Source organism: Staphylococcus hyicus, assembly GCF_000816085.1.
Lineage (GTDB): Bacteria > Bacillota > Bacilli > Staphylococcales > Staphylococcaceae > Staphylococcus > Staphylococcus hyicus.
Map to the genome: position 1 here is coordinate 2,109,525 of NZ_CP008747.1, position 14,928 is coordinate 2,124,452.

13 protein-coding genes are annotated in these 14,928 nt (G+C 35.4%); 4 read left to right on the plus strand and 9 right to left on the minus strand.

The annotated features are described in order from the left end of the window. Positions 1-122: 122 nt before the first annotated feature. Genes ybaK through norA form a run of 3 tightly spaced genes read right to left on the minus strand, consistent with a single transcriptional unit; the run spans position 123 to position 4,155 of the window. Positions 123-596, minus strand: a complete 474-nt coding sequence (gene ybaK, locus SHYC_RS09965) for a Cys-tRNA(Pro) deacylase (protein WP_039646793.1) — start codon at positions 594-596, stop codon at positions 123-125. An 11-nt stretch (positions 597-607) separates the two neighbouring features. Further along, on the minus strand, positions 608-2,935 hold the full coding sequence (locus SHYC_RS09970; protein WP_039646795.1) for a CDP-glycerol--glycerophosphate glycerophosphotransferase: 2,328 nt from the start codon (positions 2,933-2,935) through the stop codon (positions 608-610). Between the two features lie 59 nt (positions 2,936-2,994). Continuing rightward, entirely contained in the window at positions 2,995-4,155 is a 1,161-nt protein-coding gene (gene norA / locus SHYC_RS09975) for a multidrug efflux MFS transporter NorA (protein WP_039646797.1), read from the minus strand. Positions 4,156-4,362: 207 nt separating this feature from the next. Between norA and SHYC_RS09980 the strand changes: the two genes are divergently transcribed. Next, positions 4,363-4,980, plus strand: a complete 618-nt coding sequence (locus tag SHYC_RS09980; protein ID WP_039646799.1) for a DUF1361 domain-containing protein — start codon at positions 4,363-4,365, stop codon at positions 4,978-4,980. A 289-nt stretch (positions 4,981-5,269) separates the two neighbouring features. Beyond that, the gene (locus tag SHYC_RS09990) at positions 5,270-5,989 is read left to right on the plus strand and encodes a CPBP family intramembrane glutamic endopeptidase (RefSeq protein WP_039646803.1); all 720 of its coding nucleotides are present in this window, start codon (positions 5,270-5,272) and stop codon (positions 5,987-5,989) included. Between the two features lie 279 nt (positions 5,990-6,268). Here the strand turns inward: SHYC_RS09990 and mdh are convergent, their stop codons facing one another. The 4 genes from mdh to SHYC_RS10010 all read right to left on the minus strand — a co-directional run bounded on the left by mdh (position 6,269) and on the right by SHYC_RS10010 (position 9,526). Continuing rightward, the gene (gene mdh / locus SHYC_RS09995) at positions 6,269-7,216 is read right to left on the minus strand and encodes a malate dehydrogenase (RefSeq protein WP_039646804.1); all 948 of its coding nucleotides are present in this window, start codon (positions 7,214-7,216) and stop codon (positions 6,269-6,271) included. 151 nt (positions 7,217-7,367) lie between these two features. Continuing rightward, a complete protein-coding gene (locus SHYC_RS10000; RefSeq protein ID WP_039646806.1) occupies positions 7,368-7,652 on the minus strand; it encodes a hypothetical protein in 285 nt (94 codons plus the stop codon). 22 nt (positions 7,653-7,674) lie between these two features. Continuing rightward, complete coding sequence (locus SHYC_RS10005) at positions 7,675-8,583, minus strand: aldo/keto reductase (RefSeq protein WP_039646809.1); 909 nt, start codon at positions 8,581-8,583, stop codon at positions 7,675-7,677. Between the two features lie 22 nt (positions 8,584-8,605). Further along, positions 8,606-9,526, minus strand: coding sequence for a CobW family GTP-binding protein (locus SHYC_RS10010; RefSeq protein ID WP_039646811.1), 921 nt, complete (start codon positions 9,524-9,526; stop codon positions 8,606-8,608). A 220-nt stretch (positions 9,527-9,746) separates the two neighbouring features. Between SHYC_RS10010 and SHYC_RS10015 the strand changes: the two genes are divergently transcribed. After that, positions 9,747-10,184 carry a global transcriptional regulator MgrA gene (locus tag SHYC_RS10015; protein WP_037566449.1) on the plus strand — a complete coding sequence of 146 codons (438 nt, stop codon included), beginning with the start codon at positions 9,747-9,749 and terminating at the stop codon, positions 10,182-10,184. 203 nt (positions 10,185-10,387) lie between these two features. Here SHYC_RS10015 and SHYC_RS10020 read toward each other — a convergent pair whose 3' ends face one another. Further along, positions 10,388-12,049, minus strand: a complete 1,662-nt coding sequence (locus SHYC_RS10020; RefSeq protein ID WP_052257850.1) for an amino acid ABC transporter ATP-binding/permease protein — start codon at positions 12,047-12,049, stop codon at positions 10,388-10,390. A gap of 68 nt (positions 12,050-12,117) precedes the next feature. Beyond that, positions 12,118-13,722: an ABC transporter ATP-binding protein/permease gene (locus tag SHYC_RS10025; protein ID WP_039646813.1), complete on the minus strand. Its 1,605-nt coding sequence runs from the start codon at positions 13,720-13,722 to the stop codon at positions 12,118-12,120. A gap of 246 nt (positions 13,723-13,968) precedes the next feature. On the opposite strand from SHYC_RS10025, the gene SHYC_RS10030 reads away from it, so the two are divergent. Continuing rightward, positions 13,969-14,823 (plus strand): undecaprenyl-diphosphate phosphatase, encoded by an 855-nt coding sequence (locus SHYC_RS10030; protein WP_039646815.1) that lies wholly within the window; start codon positions 13,969-13,971, stop codon positions 14,821-14,823. Positions 14,824-14,928: the final 105 nt, after the last annotated feature.

A 14,928-nucleotide genomic window follows, 5' to 3' on the forward strand; every position in this document is an offset into this window, starting at 1 on the left:
GCTTGCAAAAAACAACCATTTTCTTCCAAAAACAATCATAAACAATCATTGATAGACAGAAAATGACACATATGATAATTTACAGTTAAAATCATCACATGTGTCGCCTAATTTCTTTTTTATTATTTAATAATATGTGCACATCGCGCATTGCCAATTGAAATCAATGTCTTTGAATCAACACCCATTTGTACACCACGTTTCCCTGCGGAAATATAGATGGTTTCTTGTGATAATGCAGAACAATCTATTATTGTCGGCAATGGTGTTTTCATACCTAACGGTGAACACCCGCCACGTACGTATCCTGTCACGCGGTTCAAATCATCAATCGGCATCAGCTGTAATTTCTTTTGATGAAACTGTTGCGCCGCACTTTTTAAATCTAACTGTGCAGACACTGGAATGACGCAAACAAAATGGTCTCGATCTGCACTTTCTAATACGAGCGTTTTAAATACTTGATCAGGGCTTACGCCTATTTTTGTTGCGACGACTGCGCCTTCAACATGTGCGTCGCTAATTTCAAACGTACGTATATCATACCCTACGTTATGTTTATCAAGTAGACGCATTGCATTTGTCTTTTTTGCCATATCTTTCACTCCTACACATTCCTATACATACATTTCACAATTTTGCGATCAGAATCATGTGCATCTAATGTCATAAATGTACGAATTATTTCAGAATGATCAACACTTTCATGATTGCATATATAAGCTGCAATCATTTCCACATCTGTTGGGCATTGTTTTACCGAAGCAATGTCCTCCAGCCCAAAGTAAAAACCGACAGCTTGTTGATAATCTTGCGTATCTTCATCTAAAACAATAATCGGTCGATTTAAATGGGCAAAATCAAACAAGGCAGACGAATAATCTGTAATAAGTGCTGCTGAAATGAGATACAATTCTTGTATATCCACCCATTCATTCATAAAACAATGAATACGGGGATCCAAATTACGATATGTTGCATATAGATGCCCTTCGTTCGGATGTAATTTGACAATCACTTCATATTCCTCAGGTAGCAATTGTACAAGAGATTTAATATCAAGCTCAGACACATTTTGACGTTGTGCTTTACGCCACGTTGGACAAAATAAAATATAACGCTTACCTGGCGTTGCCATTCCTATATATTTTTCTTGAATTTCAGCTTGTTTTTGAACATCATCTCCAGATTTGAGGAGTAGGCTGTTACGAGGCGCTCCCTCATGCCAAATATTTAATGATGGATGTTGATCCAATTTAAATGCACTTGAAATCAATTTTTCATAGCGATCAGAACAAGATAATACAACGTCCCACTTTAACATTCTTGGTAAAAATGCCTCACTTTGTTGTAGACGTTCATTTTCATCCATTAAATCGTTGACCATACGTTTCATAGGCATTCCGTGCCACGTTTGAATAACTGTCTGTTCAGGATGCTTTAATAAACGATCCCACAAATTGCCATTAATGATAACATAGCGTGATTGTTCAAATGCTTTCATATACTCACGTGTGCCAAAGCGCACAGGTTGAAATCCAAAGCGACGCACCTCAATATCAACACATTCATTCGCAGCACTTACATAAACTGTATAGTGAGGATATTGACGGCGAATTTCAAGCGCGATTGCTTTAGGGTCTCCTGAGAAATTTTTACCATGAAACGATTCTATAAACACATGTTTAAACGAAGGATGTGTACGATGTTGATGACGTTGTTTCATCTTTTTTTCAACTTTAAATATTGCGCGCCGTGCATATTGATAAAGACGTGATTTCTTATTCAGCACACGCTTTAAAGGGTGCGGCATTCGGTTCAACGCTTTTTTCACAGTATGTTTAACAACGTAACGGCTGTAATAAAACGGCATGTTAAGGTTTGAATTGTTGACCTGTTCTGGGTGAATCGGATGCATCTCTGATAATTTAGCTAACTGTTTTAATAACGTTTCACTGTAGTGCTCATATTGAAAATGTTGATTAAAATATTGAAAATCTTCTTTGCGCATCTGTTCGGAATATGTCTTATTGATTGTTGTCAAAATGACTTGGTAATCATGCTCTAATTGCTTATTTAAAAATTCCACAGCATGAAATGGTTCATATATTGATGTGAGTACACCATCATCACCCGGATATAAACATGCTTGGTTCCCATCACCAATCGCTTCGAGTATTGAATAACCTAGCGTTTCATATGGTGAAGTAGAAATATATATCGCATGCGGGGGCATATCGCCATTTAAATAGACACAATGTTCCAATTGATAATACGCAATCAGTTGTTCGTATAACTCTAAAGAAGGTCCATACCCTTGTATATAGAGTTCAACATCTTTATGCCCTTTAAGATGAACAATAAAATGCATTAATTGTAGCGCATATGAAATATCTTTTATTGCATCTTCAAAACGCGCTTTCATCATCAATTTTGTTGTGTTTGGACTAGGTTGAGGTTGATAGATGATATGGTCTGAATTTACATACATCGGAAAAACATACGGATAATCGTAACGTTTTTTAAACGCTTCAGCTATTTCACGTGTACTCACACGCACCGCATCTATGGCTTCTAATGCGAGGTCATGCGAGTCATGAATGTAAGCTAAAGGGGCGTGAATTTCACCCAAAATTTGTACATGTGGGGCTTGGCGTTTCACATCGCGCGCAAATGGGAAAAAATCCTCTCTTGTTAAAATAAGAACATCACATGCTATTAATGACTTCACACTACGAAAACTTTCAAATGTCACGCCATCTAAATCACGCGCAGCGGTTTGCTTTAATTGATTGACATGTCGCTTTCGAAACGGTACATAATTAATATAAGTAACCGTATGATTCTGTTCTTTTAGGGCACGAAGTAGGTTAAGGTTACTCCGAGTTGTTCCCCCTTTTTGAAATAAATTAAATCCTAAAATTTTAATATGCATCTTCGTCGCTCCTACTCATTTAAAGCGTTGCTTCTTTATTTTTGCAAGTATATTTCAATTTAAGACGCCTCGTATCCTGACCGTAATCGCTTTTCAATAAAGATAATGACGCATCCTAACCCCATAAATACGATAGACATGTATAAAGGGTATTCAATATTTAAATCATAAAAGCCGCCAGCAATTAAAGGACCAATAAAATTCCCCATACTGGTAAACGTAGAGTTTATACCTCCAGCAAACCCTTGTCGATCACCTGCAATATTCGAAAAATAGTTTGTTAAAGCTGGGCGTATTAAATCAAAACCAATAAACACGATAAAACATATTAGCATCACATGCCAATACGATTGTGCAAATATAAGAAATCCTAGTACAATCGCAGAATAAATAAGCGCATACGTGATAAATGTTAACTCGCTAAAATGACGAATCAATTTATCAAAGAAAAATATTTGAAATATCGCACCAAAAACACCACCACCTACAATCGCAATAGAGATATCGGATGGTTGAAAATTCATTTTATCCGCTGTATACAAAGGAAACAATGTTTCAAATGCTGACAAACCTAATGCTAAAATTAGCGTTAAAAGCGCTGGCGTTACAAACACCTTAAAGTTTATCTGACTTAATTTTTGAGACTCAGGTGATGCAAAACCATGTGTGGGTACATTTTGAGATGGTTTGACAAATAGCAAGGTCCCTATAAAAGCAAATACACCAAGTATACCAGCAAATAAAAACGGTACTCGGTGAGATATTTCAGCCAAAAAGCCACCTATACCTGGCCCCAAAATAAAACCTGCTGAAATAATTGCGGACATATAACCGAAATTTCTTGCTTTGTTTTGCGCAGGTGATATATCAGCTATAAGTCCAGTTACACCTGGCATAATCATTCCCGCACTAAAACCACCGAGCACACGAGAAATCATTAAAATTGGAAACGTATGCCCAATTGCAAAAAGAAATTCCGACAAACTAAATAATACCAAGCCTATACAAATGATGAGTTTCTTTCCTAACTTATCTGCGAGCGTTCCGCCAAAGGGTGAAATAACCATTTGAGCAAGTGCAAATATAGCTACTAAAACACCTAAATCTGCACCTGTTAATCCTAAATCTTTTAAATAAATCGGCAATACCGGTATGACAAGCCCAATACCTAAAAAGATTAAAAATATGTTCATATATAAAATAACAAATTGTTTCGTCATGGTTCATTACACCCCCTCTTTCCAAAAATGGTTAGCATATTATATAACAGTCAACATAAATTGAAAAGCGTTATGAGTTGAATTTTCGAGTGATTTTTCGTAGTGTATTTGACGGATATAAGATATATAGATACTTACTTTTACATTCGATACTTTAAAGCCATTAGAATCAGTTTATCACATTCGTATTATTCAAGGAGAGATCTCATGCAAGCACGTTATATCGCCCGCCTTTTATATGTTGTATTAATTGTCACAACGTTCATCATTCCGAACCATTTCAAATTTCTGTTATTGAACTTGACACTCGCTTACATACCTTTGGAACTTGCATATCTTCTTAAATTATTTGTACCCAAGCGTTTTTTCGAATGGCCATTATTTGTTATTTATCTTGTGATCTTTATACTCATGTTGCCGAATACTTTTTATATGGTGACAGACCTCATTCATTTGAATCAATTTTCATTTAGCTTTTTATCAGGCTTGGTTCTCAAAGAATGGATTCATTTTGGATTATTGATTACAAGTATTTTATTCGCAGTATACTGTTTTTTTCTGATTGCATTAGAACTCTATCACTTACCCTTTCCATTGTGGACACGATACTGCATCTTATTGGGTATGACGTTACTCAACGGATTGGGGATTTATATAGGCCGTTTTTTAAGATTTCATAGTGTCCATATTATAAACAATCCGTTTTCTGTCGTTTTATCTACATTAAAATCCATTGATCCACCAGCGCTTACTTTTATTGGATTGATGGCACTCATACAATGCGTATTACTCATTTGCTTGAAAGGAGTAAGAACACAATCATGATTATGTTGATACTGCTCATTATCATATTACAGTGCCTAATGTCTTTGTTACTTTACCAACTTAAATGGCCATTATATTGGGTTATACTATTGTACTTTTTACCTTTTGGTATCGGATTATTTTTATTGCAACTCTTTTATTTTGAACGACGCTATATAGACTGGCAGGTGCCCTTGGATATAAAATTACGTTTAAAATATATGTATATATTTACATTTTTTGAATTTGTATTATTGTATTTATTGCTTTTTGTGGTTAAATAGAAGTATTACTTTTTAGGAGGCTTGCTATGAATAAATACGATACGCAACGGCCCGTATGGAGAGATTTATTAGGTTTTGTAATTTATTTTTTTGTCCCAATGATTTTCGGTTTTATTGTCTATTTAATCGCACCATCGTCATTCAATCCTAATGAGGCGCAACCAAAATTTTTCATATTAACGAGCTTATTTACTTGTTTATCTGTGATTACTTTCTTTGTTTGGTCACATCGACGCCACCTAAAAGCAAACCTAGTTCAGCGTTTACGTGAACTAAAATCTCAAATAAAAGCTATGTTTATTGCATATATTCTGTATGCTATGATTACAATTTTGATGGCGTATGCACTTAAATTTTTACCTAAAGCCTGGCAGTTTAATACAACAACGAATCAAAAAGCCATTCTCGAATTATTTCAAGATAAAGCTTGGCTCCCTCTCGTATTTATTTTATTAGTGATTTTAACGCCTATTACTGAGGAATTATTATTCAGACATGTTATTATCGGTGAACTTGGAAAGAAACTGGGCGTGTGGGTGATGGGCGCTATTTCAGTTCTTGTATTTGCTATGCTCCATGTAGCACAAGCCAAATCACCATTTGAAATTCTTCCATACATAACAATGGGATTACTTTTCGTCATCATGTATATTCGCTCAAACTGCAATATTGCTGTTTCAATTGCTTTACATATGCTCGTAAATGCGATGGCATTTCTTGGTATTATCTTGCAAAGTATGGCATAAATAGAATTGAATGTGCGTACATTTAACATATCTTAATCTATAAATGTCCAATGTTTTACAAGGTTTAACATTATAAGCCAACAAAGTTCATGAAAATGAATGTTTGTTGGCTTTTAAAATGACTATTATCTCTATGAAATGTCACAACATGTTTCAATGTATAAACAATCCTTTTGACGACGATTATTTGCAACATCATCAAGAAGACTTGTTCATTGAAATAACTACAATAAATGGCGAGCATCCTACATGCTTAACGACACTTTATCCCATCATATGTTATGTGTTGTGAACACTCTTTAACGTAGACTTTAACGCACTTACGGCACCTGCCGAATGATTAAATTGTTCTTGTTCCGTATCGGTAAGATTGAGTTCAATTATTTTTTCAATTCCGTTCGCACCTACAATTGTAGGAACACCAATACATAAATCTTCCAAACCGTATGCACCGTCGCAATATGCAATGGTAGGTAACACGCGTTTTTTATCTAAAATGATCGCTTCAATCATTTCAAACACTGCTGCTGAAGGGGCATAATAAGCCGAGCCATCACCAAGTAGCTTTACAATTTCAGCGCCACCTACTTGTGTACGTTTCACTATTTCCTCAATTTTTTCTTTAGATAGTAATTCCGTTATAGGAACACCATTGACGTGGCAGTGACGAATGAGTGGTACCATTGTATCGCCATGCCCCCCTAATACAATTCCGTGAACATCATTAACCGACACATTCAGTGCTTCAGCAACAAATGTATTAAACCTTGCAGAATCAAGCACTCCAGATTGCCCCATCACGCGTTCACTAGAAAATCCAGAGTGTTTGAAAACAGTATATGTCATGGCATCAACTGGGTTCGTTAACACTATGATTTTACATTCTGGCGAATAAGTTACAATCTGTTTCGTGACTTCCACCATCACTTGCTCATTGATTTGAATCAATTCGTCTCTCGACATGCCTGGTTTACGCGGCACTCCTGCCGTTATTACTACGACATCCGAATCCGCAGTCTTTTCATAATCTACAGTGGACGTCACATGCGTATCAAAACCTAAAATAGAACCACTTTGCAACATATCTAACGTTTTCCCTTTAATTTGTGCTTCATTCTTCTCACGGTCAACTAAAACAACGTCTGCAATATCACGTGTAGCTATAATAAAAGCTAATGTAGCACCAGTATGACCTGAACCTACAATCGTTACTTTTTTACGTTTCATCGACATGCTCCCCCTTATTCTATAATCATCTTTATTATACCATTGAATGTAGCAAATGAGCCTTTGTAATGTAAGCGTTTTCTTAATTGTGTAAAATTCAATCAGACAACGTTAACGTTCGTAAACGATACGGTCTGATTAAACGAAAATATTACGAATGCAATATTAGAAAAGCGTGTAGTATAGCAGCGAAAACACCTACTACAGCAAGTGTCATACAAAGTAATAAAACGCATATTTTACCATACTTCAATAAAAATGCGATAAATGTAGCAATAACATGATAGACCATAAACACCCCTGTTATAGCAACAAACCATATTAATTGTGGCGAGAATAACACGATTATCATCAACATGATTGCAAATATGACATAAGGTAACGCAATCATATTGCGCATAAATATAAACTGTTGGCGTTTCGAATCATGAGCCATTTTTCATTCTCCTTTTTGTATCTTAGGGTATATCATAGCCTTGGGCAGCAGTATAAATATCGAACCAATCCTGGTCATTTAACGTAATATTCAACCCTTGAATCGCGTGATCAATTCGTTCAATTTGATGCGTCCCTAAAATAGGTAAAATAGACGCTGGGTGTTTGCTAAACCATGCAACAATGATAGCTTCCACTTTTGTATGGTAGCGTGTTGCGAGGCGCTCTAATACAGGAAACACTCGTGTTGCTTTTTCATCATTCATATCAAAGAGTTTTCCACCTGCAAAAGGCCCCCAAGCCATTAAAGTCACATCATCTTTATACATATCATCAATCGTTCCATCATGAAATGCATTTAGATGATAAGGGGATATTTCAACTTGATTTACCGCTATATGAAAGCGATCATCTTTTAAACAATCATTAAGCAATTCATACTGTGATCGTCTAAAGTTAGATACGCCAAACGATTTCACTTTACCCGCGTTGACTAAATCTTGTAACGCTTCCGTTATCTCACACGGTTTCATTAAAGGCGATGGCCGATGAATAAGTAAAGTGTCTATATAATCTACACCAAAATTTTGTAATGATTGGTTAACAGAACGTTGAATATGCTTTTTGCTTAAATCATATCGGTGTGCAGTTTGGTTTGGATACATATCATTCGGCTGTACAATACCGCACTTCGTTACTATTTCAATTTCATCTCTTATTTGAGGTGATAACTTTAATGCATCTCCAAACTTGCGTTCAACCGTGTATTTGCCATAGATGTCGGCATGATCCATTGTAGTAATACCACGTTCAACCAACTGATGAATATACGTGTTTAATTGTTGAGTCGACATATGCCAACGATCGGCACGATAAAATCCTTGAATAATTTTAGAATAAGACACGTGTTGGTTTATCGCTATTTTTTCCACATTGAGCCCCCCACTTTATCTATTAGCTAAATTGTAACATATCTAACTGATTTCTTAATTTTACTTTATCTAAATGCTCTCCAATAAATACAAGTGTCAACGGTAGATTACTATCGCCAATATTTTCTATTGAAGGTACTGGTGGCGCATATTGAAAAGCCATTGTGTTCTGCGATTGCCCTCTAAATTTAATAAATCCTTTTACTCTATGTATTGTTTCAGGGAACTTTAAAACAAAAGTGACAAACGCTTCTTGATCAATTGGTCCTTGGAATGTATATGTTAAACTTTGAAAAATTGGATGTCCTTGTGTTTGAGAAAAAGATTTTTGGGTAGTGTTATCATAAACTAGCGTCTGTGATAATTCACCATATGACGTTAAAATAATTTGACTTTGTGGTGCATACTTTTGTGCCTCACGAACAATTTCTGATTGTTGTGCCTCATTTTTTAACACGTCTATTTTATTAATGATGATATAATGACTCGCACGCATTTGATCCTCAATCAGTTGTTGTTTCGCTACGCTAAAAGATGCTTTGTGACACATATCCAACGCTGAAACAATCGTAATCACAAGTGGAGAGAAAACTCGATTTGAAATTAAAGGATCCTCACATGCCATAAGCATATCAATAGGATTTGCGATGCCTGTCGCTTCAATTACGATGTGTTCTATTTGATTATGTGCGATTAAATGGTGTATGGTACTCACGAGTTCAGTTTGCAAATCGCAACAAACACAACCATGCATTAACGACACCTTATGATGGATATGGTCCAAAAGTTGACTATCCATATCAAAGTTACCGAATTCATTAACAATAAGCGCAACTTTCTCATCGTTTTTTAATATTTGGGGCATATACTTACTTAGGAATGTGGTTTTTCCGCTCCCTAAAAAACCATTTACAATTGTAATTTTTGTTTTATTATTTAACATAAAATCTAACCTTTCTCTTAAATAAGCAACAAATTTTCGACAATGTATGTGTAAATCTGTCTTTTAGCTTGATAAAGTGTGTAGAATCTTCTAAAATTACTGCATGCTTTATTTTTAGCATAGCATAGATTTAAGTTGAGCGACTTAAATCCACTCAATTATGGACGGATTCCCATCCGTGAGAGAGAAATACGGATAGAATGTCTGGAGGAAAAATATTATGTCTGATCATCTTAATTTAAAAGAGCAAGTATGTTTTAGTTTGTATAACGCACAACGTCAAGTGAATCGTTATTATTCAAACAAAATTTTCAAAAAGTACAACTTAACGTATCCACAATTTCTTGTTTTAGAAATCCTTTGGAATCAGTCACCTGTTAATGTTAAAAAAGTTGTAACAGACCTTGCGTTAGATACAGGTACTGTCTCACCCTTATTGAAACGAATGGAGCAAATCGATTTAATTAAAAGAGAACGTTCTGAAATCGATCAACGTGAAGTATACGTACATCTTACTGAGAAAAGTGAAAGTATGAAACCCGAATTAGAAAATGCTTCTAAAACTGTTGCTGAGGCATCTTCACTTGATCCCGATGAAATCAAAGAATTGAACCGTTTACTTGATAAAATCATTACTGCTTTTAGTGAATCAAAATAATTGAGTGTACAGATTAACTTCAGTAAAGGTGTAGGTTCAAACCCTATTGCACCCTATTCTAACTAAATGGATTAAAATTAGATTATTTAGCATATATGTGCAGAAGATATCACGCTTCTCCCATCATAGTTAAAGCATGACACACTAAAACAATCAAAAGGGCTTGGACGTTCATCCAAGCCCTTCTTCCATTTTGATTTCATTTATGCATTAACGCTAAGTGACTCAGGGTCCACACGTGTTAATATGCCTTCTTCTATTTTATAAACAGCATCGAAATCACGTAATATATCTAAGTTATGTGTAGCTACGATAAGTGTTTCTGCAGTATCATGAATTTGTTGCATTATATGCACTACCCTTTTGGCATCTATACCTTTTGTCGGCTCATCTAAAATCCATACAGGTGCTTGTTTTAACCATAGCCGTGCAATGGCCAACCTTTGAAATTCTCCCCCAGATAAAGCGTTTTTGTTTAATGTTACTTCTCTCGATAAAGGAATATGGTCTAATCCAACTTTTCTCAAAGCATTGAGACAGTCCACCTCATTACATGATGACAATAAATTATCTTTAACTGTCCCATCAAAGAATTGCGCATCTTGTAGAAGAGGATTTACTTGTGTAAGCCAATGCGTTCGATGAAAATGAGGTTTACCCCCAATAGTCATATGACCTTTAGAAATCGGATATAAACCCAATAAAATATTTAATAATGTCGTTTTTCCAGACCCAGATGTACCTAAAATGGCAATATGATCGCCTTTCTTAATATTAAGATGAACACCCTTTAAAGTCGCCCGTTGTTGTGTTGGAAATTGGTGATACACATTTTTTAGACAAAATAATGACGCGCGCATCTCAATTTGCTCTACTTCAATGCGATCCTTCCCTTCATCCAATTGCGCTACAGACATGACGTCATTTAATTGATGTGTGGCTTCATCAGTTTCACTTTTATAATATGCCACTTGGCTCATCATAACATGTTGTTCAAATAAGGTCAGTAGCATCAACACAATACTTGTAGCATAAACCGGATCAAATGTCCCCGCATTCACTTGTATGATAATTAAACACACGGAGCCCCAAATCGCAATCATACTGATTATATTTAATACATATTGATAGACAATATGAAACATTTGTTCTTGATATTCTGCATTACTTAATGCCTCTTCTGTACGTAATAAGCGTCCCTCATAAGATTGATTTTGATTAAATCGCATCAATTCATCATATCCAAGAATATAATCAAAATAGCGATGCATGAGTTTTTGATAAGTGTCATCGATATCTTTTTTTATAACTGTTGCACGTTTTGCACTCAACCACGGAATCAACCATAACGATAAACTCATCACAATTAAAAGTGTGAGTGCATGCCAAACTGAAAAATACAATAATACACATATTGTGAGCCCACCCGTTAAACTCATGACAATTGGCGGGTAATAAACACGTAAATATATGTTTTGCAAAGCTTCAATTTGTGACACCATTCGTCCCAATAAATCACTCGTTTTAAATTGTCTAAAGACGTTTGGCACGATTGGAATTAGGGCTTGATAGAAATACACTCGAACATCACGCAACATCGTAAATGTTGCGCGATGTGAGAATAAGCGTTCATAATAGCGTGTCACTGCGCGCATAAAACCAAATAACTTTACTGTCACAATTAGCCCCATGAGTGCAAACAATGGCGCCCCTAGTGCACTCTCTGTAATCATATAACCACTTAAAAAAAACATAGCTAGGGCTACACTACTCCCTAAAACCCCTAAAATGATAGCCAATATAATATCCCGATTCCATTTTATATTTAATGTGTGACTTAAATGATTGTTTTTGTCACGTTCCATTAATGTGTCACCGCCTTAGTTACAACTATAAATTTTATGCGTTAGATTATAATTTATTATCTATTGATTTAAATCTCTGTAGTGATGTGGTGATCATCTTTCAATAATCGTCCATCTTCTATATACCAACGTCGATTAGCATGTGATAATGACGTGTGACGATGTGCAATTGTCACCTGTGTAATATGCGAAAAATGATATTGCAACACATGTTGGATTTGATGCGCTGTGCTACGATCTAAACCAGTTGTTGGTTCGTCTAAAATAATAAGATCCGGATTTAACATCAATACTCTGGCAAGTTCAATACGCCGCATTTCCCCTCCTGAGAGCATTTCGCCACCTTCTCCTATGCGTGTATGAATGCCTGCTTTAAATTGTTTGATTTTGTTTCCTAATGCAACTTCTTCAAGCACAGCTAAAATCGCGGTATCATCAACGTCTTTAAAAAGTGTGATATTTTCAGCAATTGTTGCATTAAAAATATAAGGGTTTTGTGATAAATAACCAATATTAACATGCTTTGAAAAGGTAATGTTTCCCTCTGTCACCTTGGATTCTCCTGAGAGTATCCGTACAAGTGTCGTTTTCCCAGCGCCACTCGGTCCTACAAGCGCAATATGGTCCCCCTCATTAATTTGTGCCTGGATGTCCTTAATTGCATATTTTGTCGTATTGGGATAGCGATAAGAGACCTTATGAAGGCATATTAAAGCAGATTGCGGCATTATTTTTTGTGAAGCGACGGGGTCATTTGTCCCAGTTTGAAGAACATTTTGAATAATCTCACTCGCGCCTTCACTTTCTTTACCTACATGGAACGCTTGCCCTAAATCTTTAATCGCATTATAAAACTCAGGTGCTAGAATTAAAGCAATGACCGCAGTTAAAAAGGAAATGCGCTCGAATACAATTAAACTCAGCCCTACTTCTAACGCCACGAGTCCGATACCTAGCATACTTATAAAATCAAGCATTAATCCAGATAAAAAGGCACTTTTTAAAATAATCATCGTTTTATCACGGAATTGTGTACTTTCATACTCTATTTTTTGTATCGCTTGATCTGAACGTTGAAATAACTTTAAAGTGACTAAACCACGCGTTAAATTAACAAATCGTTGACTAAATTGATTTAAAAATGTCATTTGATTTTTCGCAGCATCACGTGTTTTCAAACCAAAAATAATATAAAACATCGGAATAAATGGTGCCGTTATAATCATGATTATAGCTGTGGGTATATTGATAAAAAACATCGTTATAATGATACTCAACGGAATTAAAGTCGATTTAAACAGTTGTGGTAAATATGTTTTATAAAAAGGTAACATCTCTTTTAATGTTTCTGTCGCAATGGCAAGACGCGTCCCTACCGATTGATGCGTTTGTAATTGAAGTAATTGTCGACGTATCGTTCGTTTAACATGATCACTTAGACGTGCCCCTAGCCAATCGTTCAACATTAATAGTGTTGCTCTAAGTATCAATGCCACTCCTAAAATTACGAGTAGTGCTTGCCAATAATGACTATGTTTTAATAATAATTCATTTAATATCATTGCAATCGTTACATTTTGGGTAATAATAACGAGAGCCAATGTAATATTTGTCACACTTAAAAGCAGTGCAAAATGCTTGTATTGTTTCAACCAACTGTGAAGCCACTTCATATTATCCGTCCTTTACATTTACGTGAATGCTTTTCAGTTTACTTACTATTATTACTAGTATATAGGGTTGCATTTTTTCATGCATTTGAAGAAACCTTTTTTTATTTAAAGTTGTGACAGTTTGTTTACAAGCAACGCACTCATACTTTGGACTTATCATATTGCTATATTAAGACATGCTTATTAAGATATGCTATGATATGCTAAGTTATAAAGTAAAAATTAAACATAAAGAGGGTTAATGTTATGCTATTTTTGGAATTGCTTAAGGCATTAGTGCTTGGTATTGTTGAAGGTTTAACAGAATTTGCACCTGTTTCTTCAACAGGCCATATGATTTTAGTTGATGATATGTGGTTAAAATCCACACAATTTTTAGGTTCTGAATCTGCCTTTACATTTAAAGTGGTGATTCAATTAGGATCCGTTTTTGCTGCAGCTTGGGTATTTAGGCATAAATATTTTGAAATGCTTCACATTGGAAAATATGCCCCAGAAGTGCAAAAAGGTCGTCGTTCAAAACCTCGACGTTTAAAAATCACGCACATTTTAGTAGGGATGATTCCAGCGGGTATTTTAGGGGTATTATTTGACGACTTTATTGAAAAACATCTCTTTAGCGTACCAACCGTATTAATCGGATTATTTTTAGGTGCGATTTATATGATTATCGCTGATAAATTTAGCCGGGGGGTACGTAATCCTAAAAATGTAGATGAAATTAATTATTTCCAAGCATTTGTTATTGGGCTTTCTCAAGCCATTGCGATGTGGCCTGGATTTTCCCGTTCAGGGTCTACCATCTCTACAGGGGTATTAATGAAAATGGATCATAAATCCGCATCAGATTTCACATTTATGATGGCTGTACCAATCATGATGGCTGCGAGTGGTTTGTCTTTATTAAAAAACTTTAGTTATATTCATTTATCACACATTCCATTTTATATTATTGGTTTTCTTGCAGCATTTATTTTTGGTTTATTATCTATTAAATTATTCCTATCGTTAATACAGCGTGTCAAATTACTGCCATTTGCAATTTATCGAATCGTTCTTGTTGTTGTCATTGCAGTAGTTTATTATGGCATCATAAAATAAACATTTCCTCACAAACCAACGCTCAACTTCTGAATGCGTTGGTTTTTTATTCCCTATGCACACGCATACGCTCTATTCCATTACTTTAATCAACGCAATTTTAAT

What these genes read in the sequence shown, in the direction of transcription:
- ybaK (WP_039646793.1), bottom strand. Translation starts at nt 596, where the DNA reads ATGGCAAAAAAGACAAATGCAATGCGTCTACTTGATAAACATAACGTA.
- SHYC_RS09970 (WP_039646795.1), bottom strand. Translation starts at nt 2,935, where the DNA reads ATGCATATTAAAATTTTAGGATTTAATTTATTTCAAAAAGGGGGAACA.
- norA (WP_039646797.1), bottom strand. Translation starts at nt 4,155, where the DNA reads ATGACGAAACAATTTGTTATTTTATATATGAACATATTTTTAATCTTT.
- SHYC_RS09980 (WP_039646799.1), top strand. Translation starts at nt 4,363, where the DNA reads ATGCAAGCACGTTATATCGCCCGCCTTTTATATGTTGTATTAATTGTC.
- SHYC_RS09990 (WP_039646803.1), top strand. Translation starts at nt 5,270, where the DNA reads ATGAATAAATACGATACGCAACGGCCCGTATGGAGAGATTTATTAGGT.
- mdh (WP_039646804.1), bottom strand. Translation starts at nt 7,216, where the DNA reads ATGAAACGTAAAAAAGTAACGATTGTAGGTTCAGGTCATACTGGTGCT.
- SHYC_RS10000 (WP_039646806.1), bottom strand. Translation starts at nt 7,652, where the DNA reads ATGGCTCATGATTCGAAACGCCAACAGTTTATATTTATGCGCAATATG.
- SHYC_RS10010 (WP_039646811.1), bottom strand. Translation starts at nt 9,526, where the DNA reads ATGTTAAATAATAAAACAAAAATTACAATTGTAAATGGTTTTTTAGGG.
- SHYC_RS10015 (WP_037566449.1), top strand. Translation starts at nt 9,747, where the DNA reads ATGTCTGATCATCTTAATTTAAAAGAGCAAGTATGTTTTAGTTTGTAT.
- SHYC_RS10020 (WP_052257850.1), bottom strand. Translation starts at nt 12,049, where the DNA reads ATGGAACGTGACAAAAACAATCATTTAAGTCACACATTAAATATAAAA.
- SHYC_RS10025 (WP_039646813.1), bottom strand. Translation starts at nt 13,722, where the DNA reads ATGAAGTGGCTTCACAGTTGGTTGAAACAATACAAGCATTTTGCACTG.
- SHYC_RS10030 (WP_039646815.1), top strand. Translation starts at nt 13,969, where the DNA reads ATGCTATTTTTGGAATTGCTTAAGGCATTAGTGCTTGGTATTGTTGAA.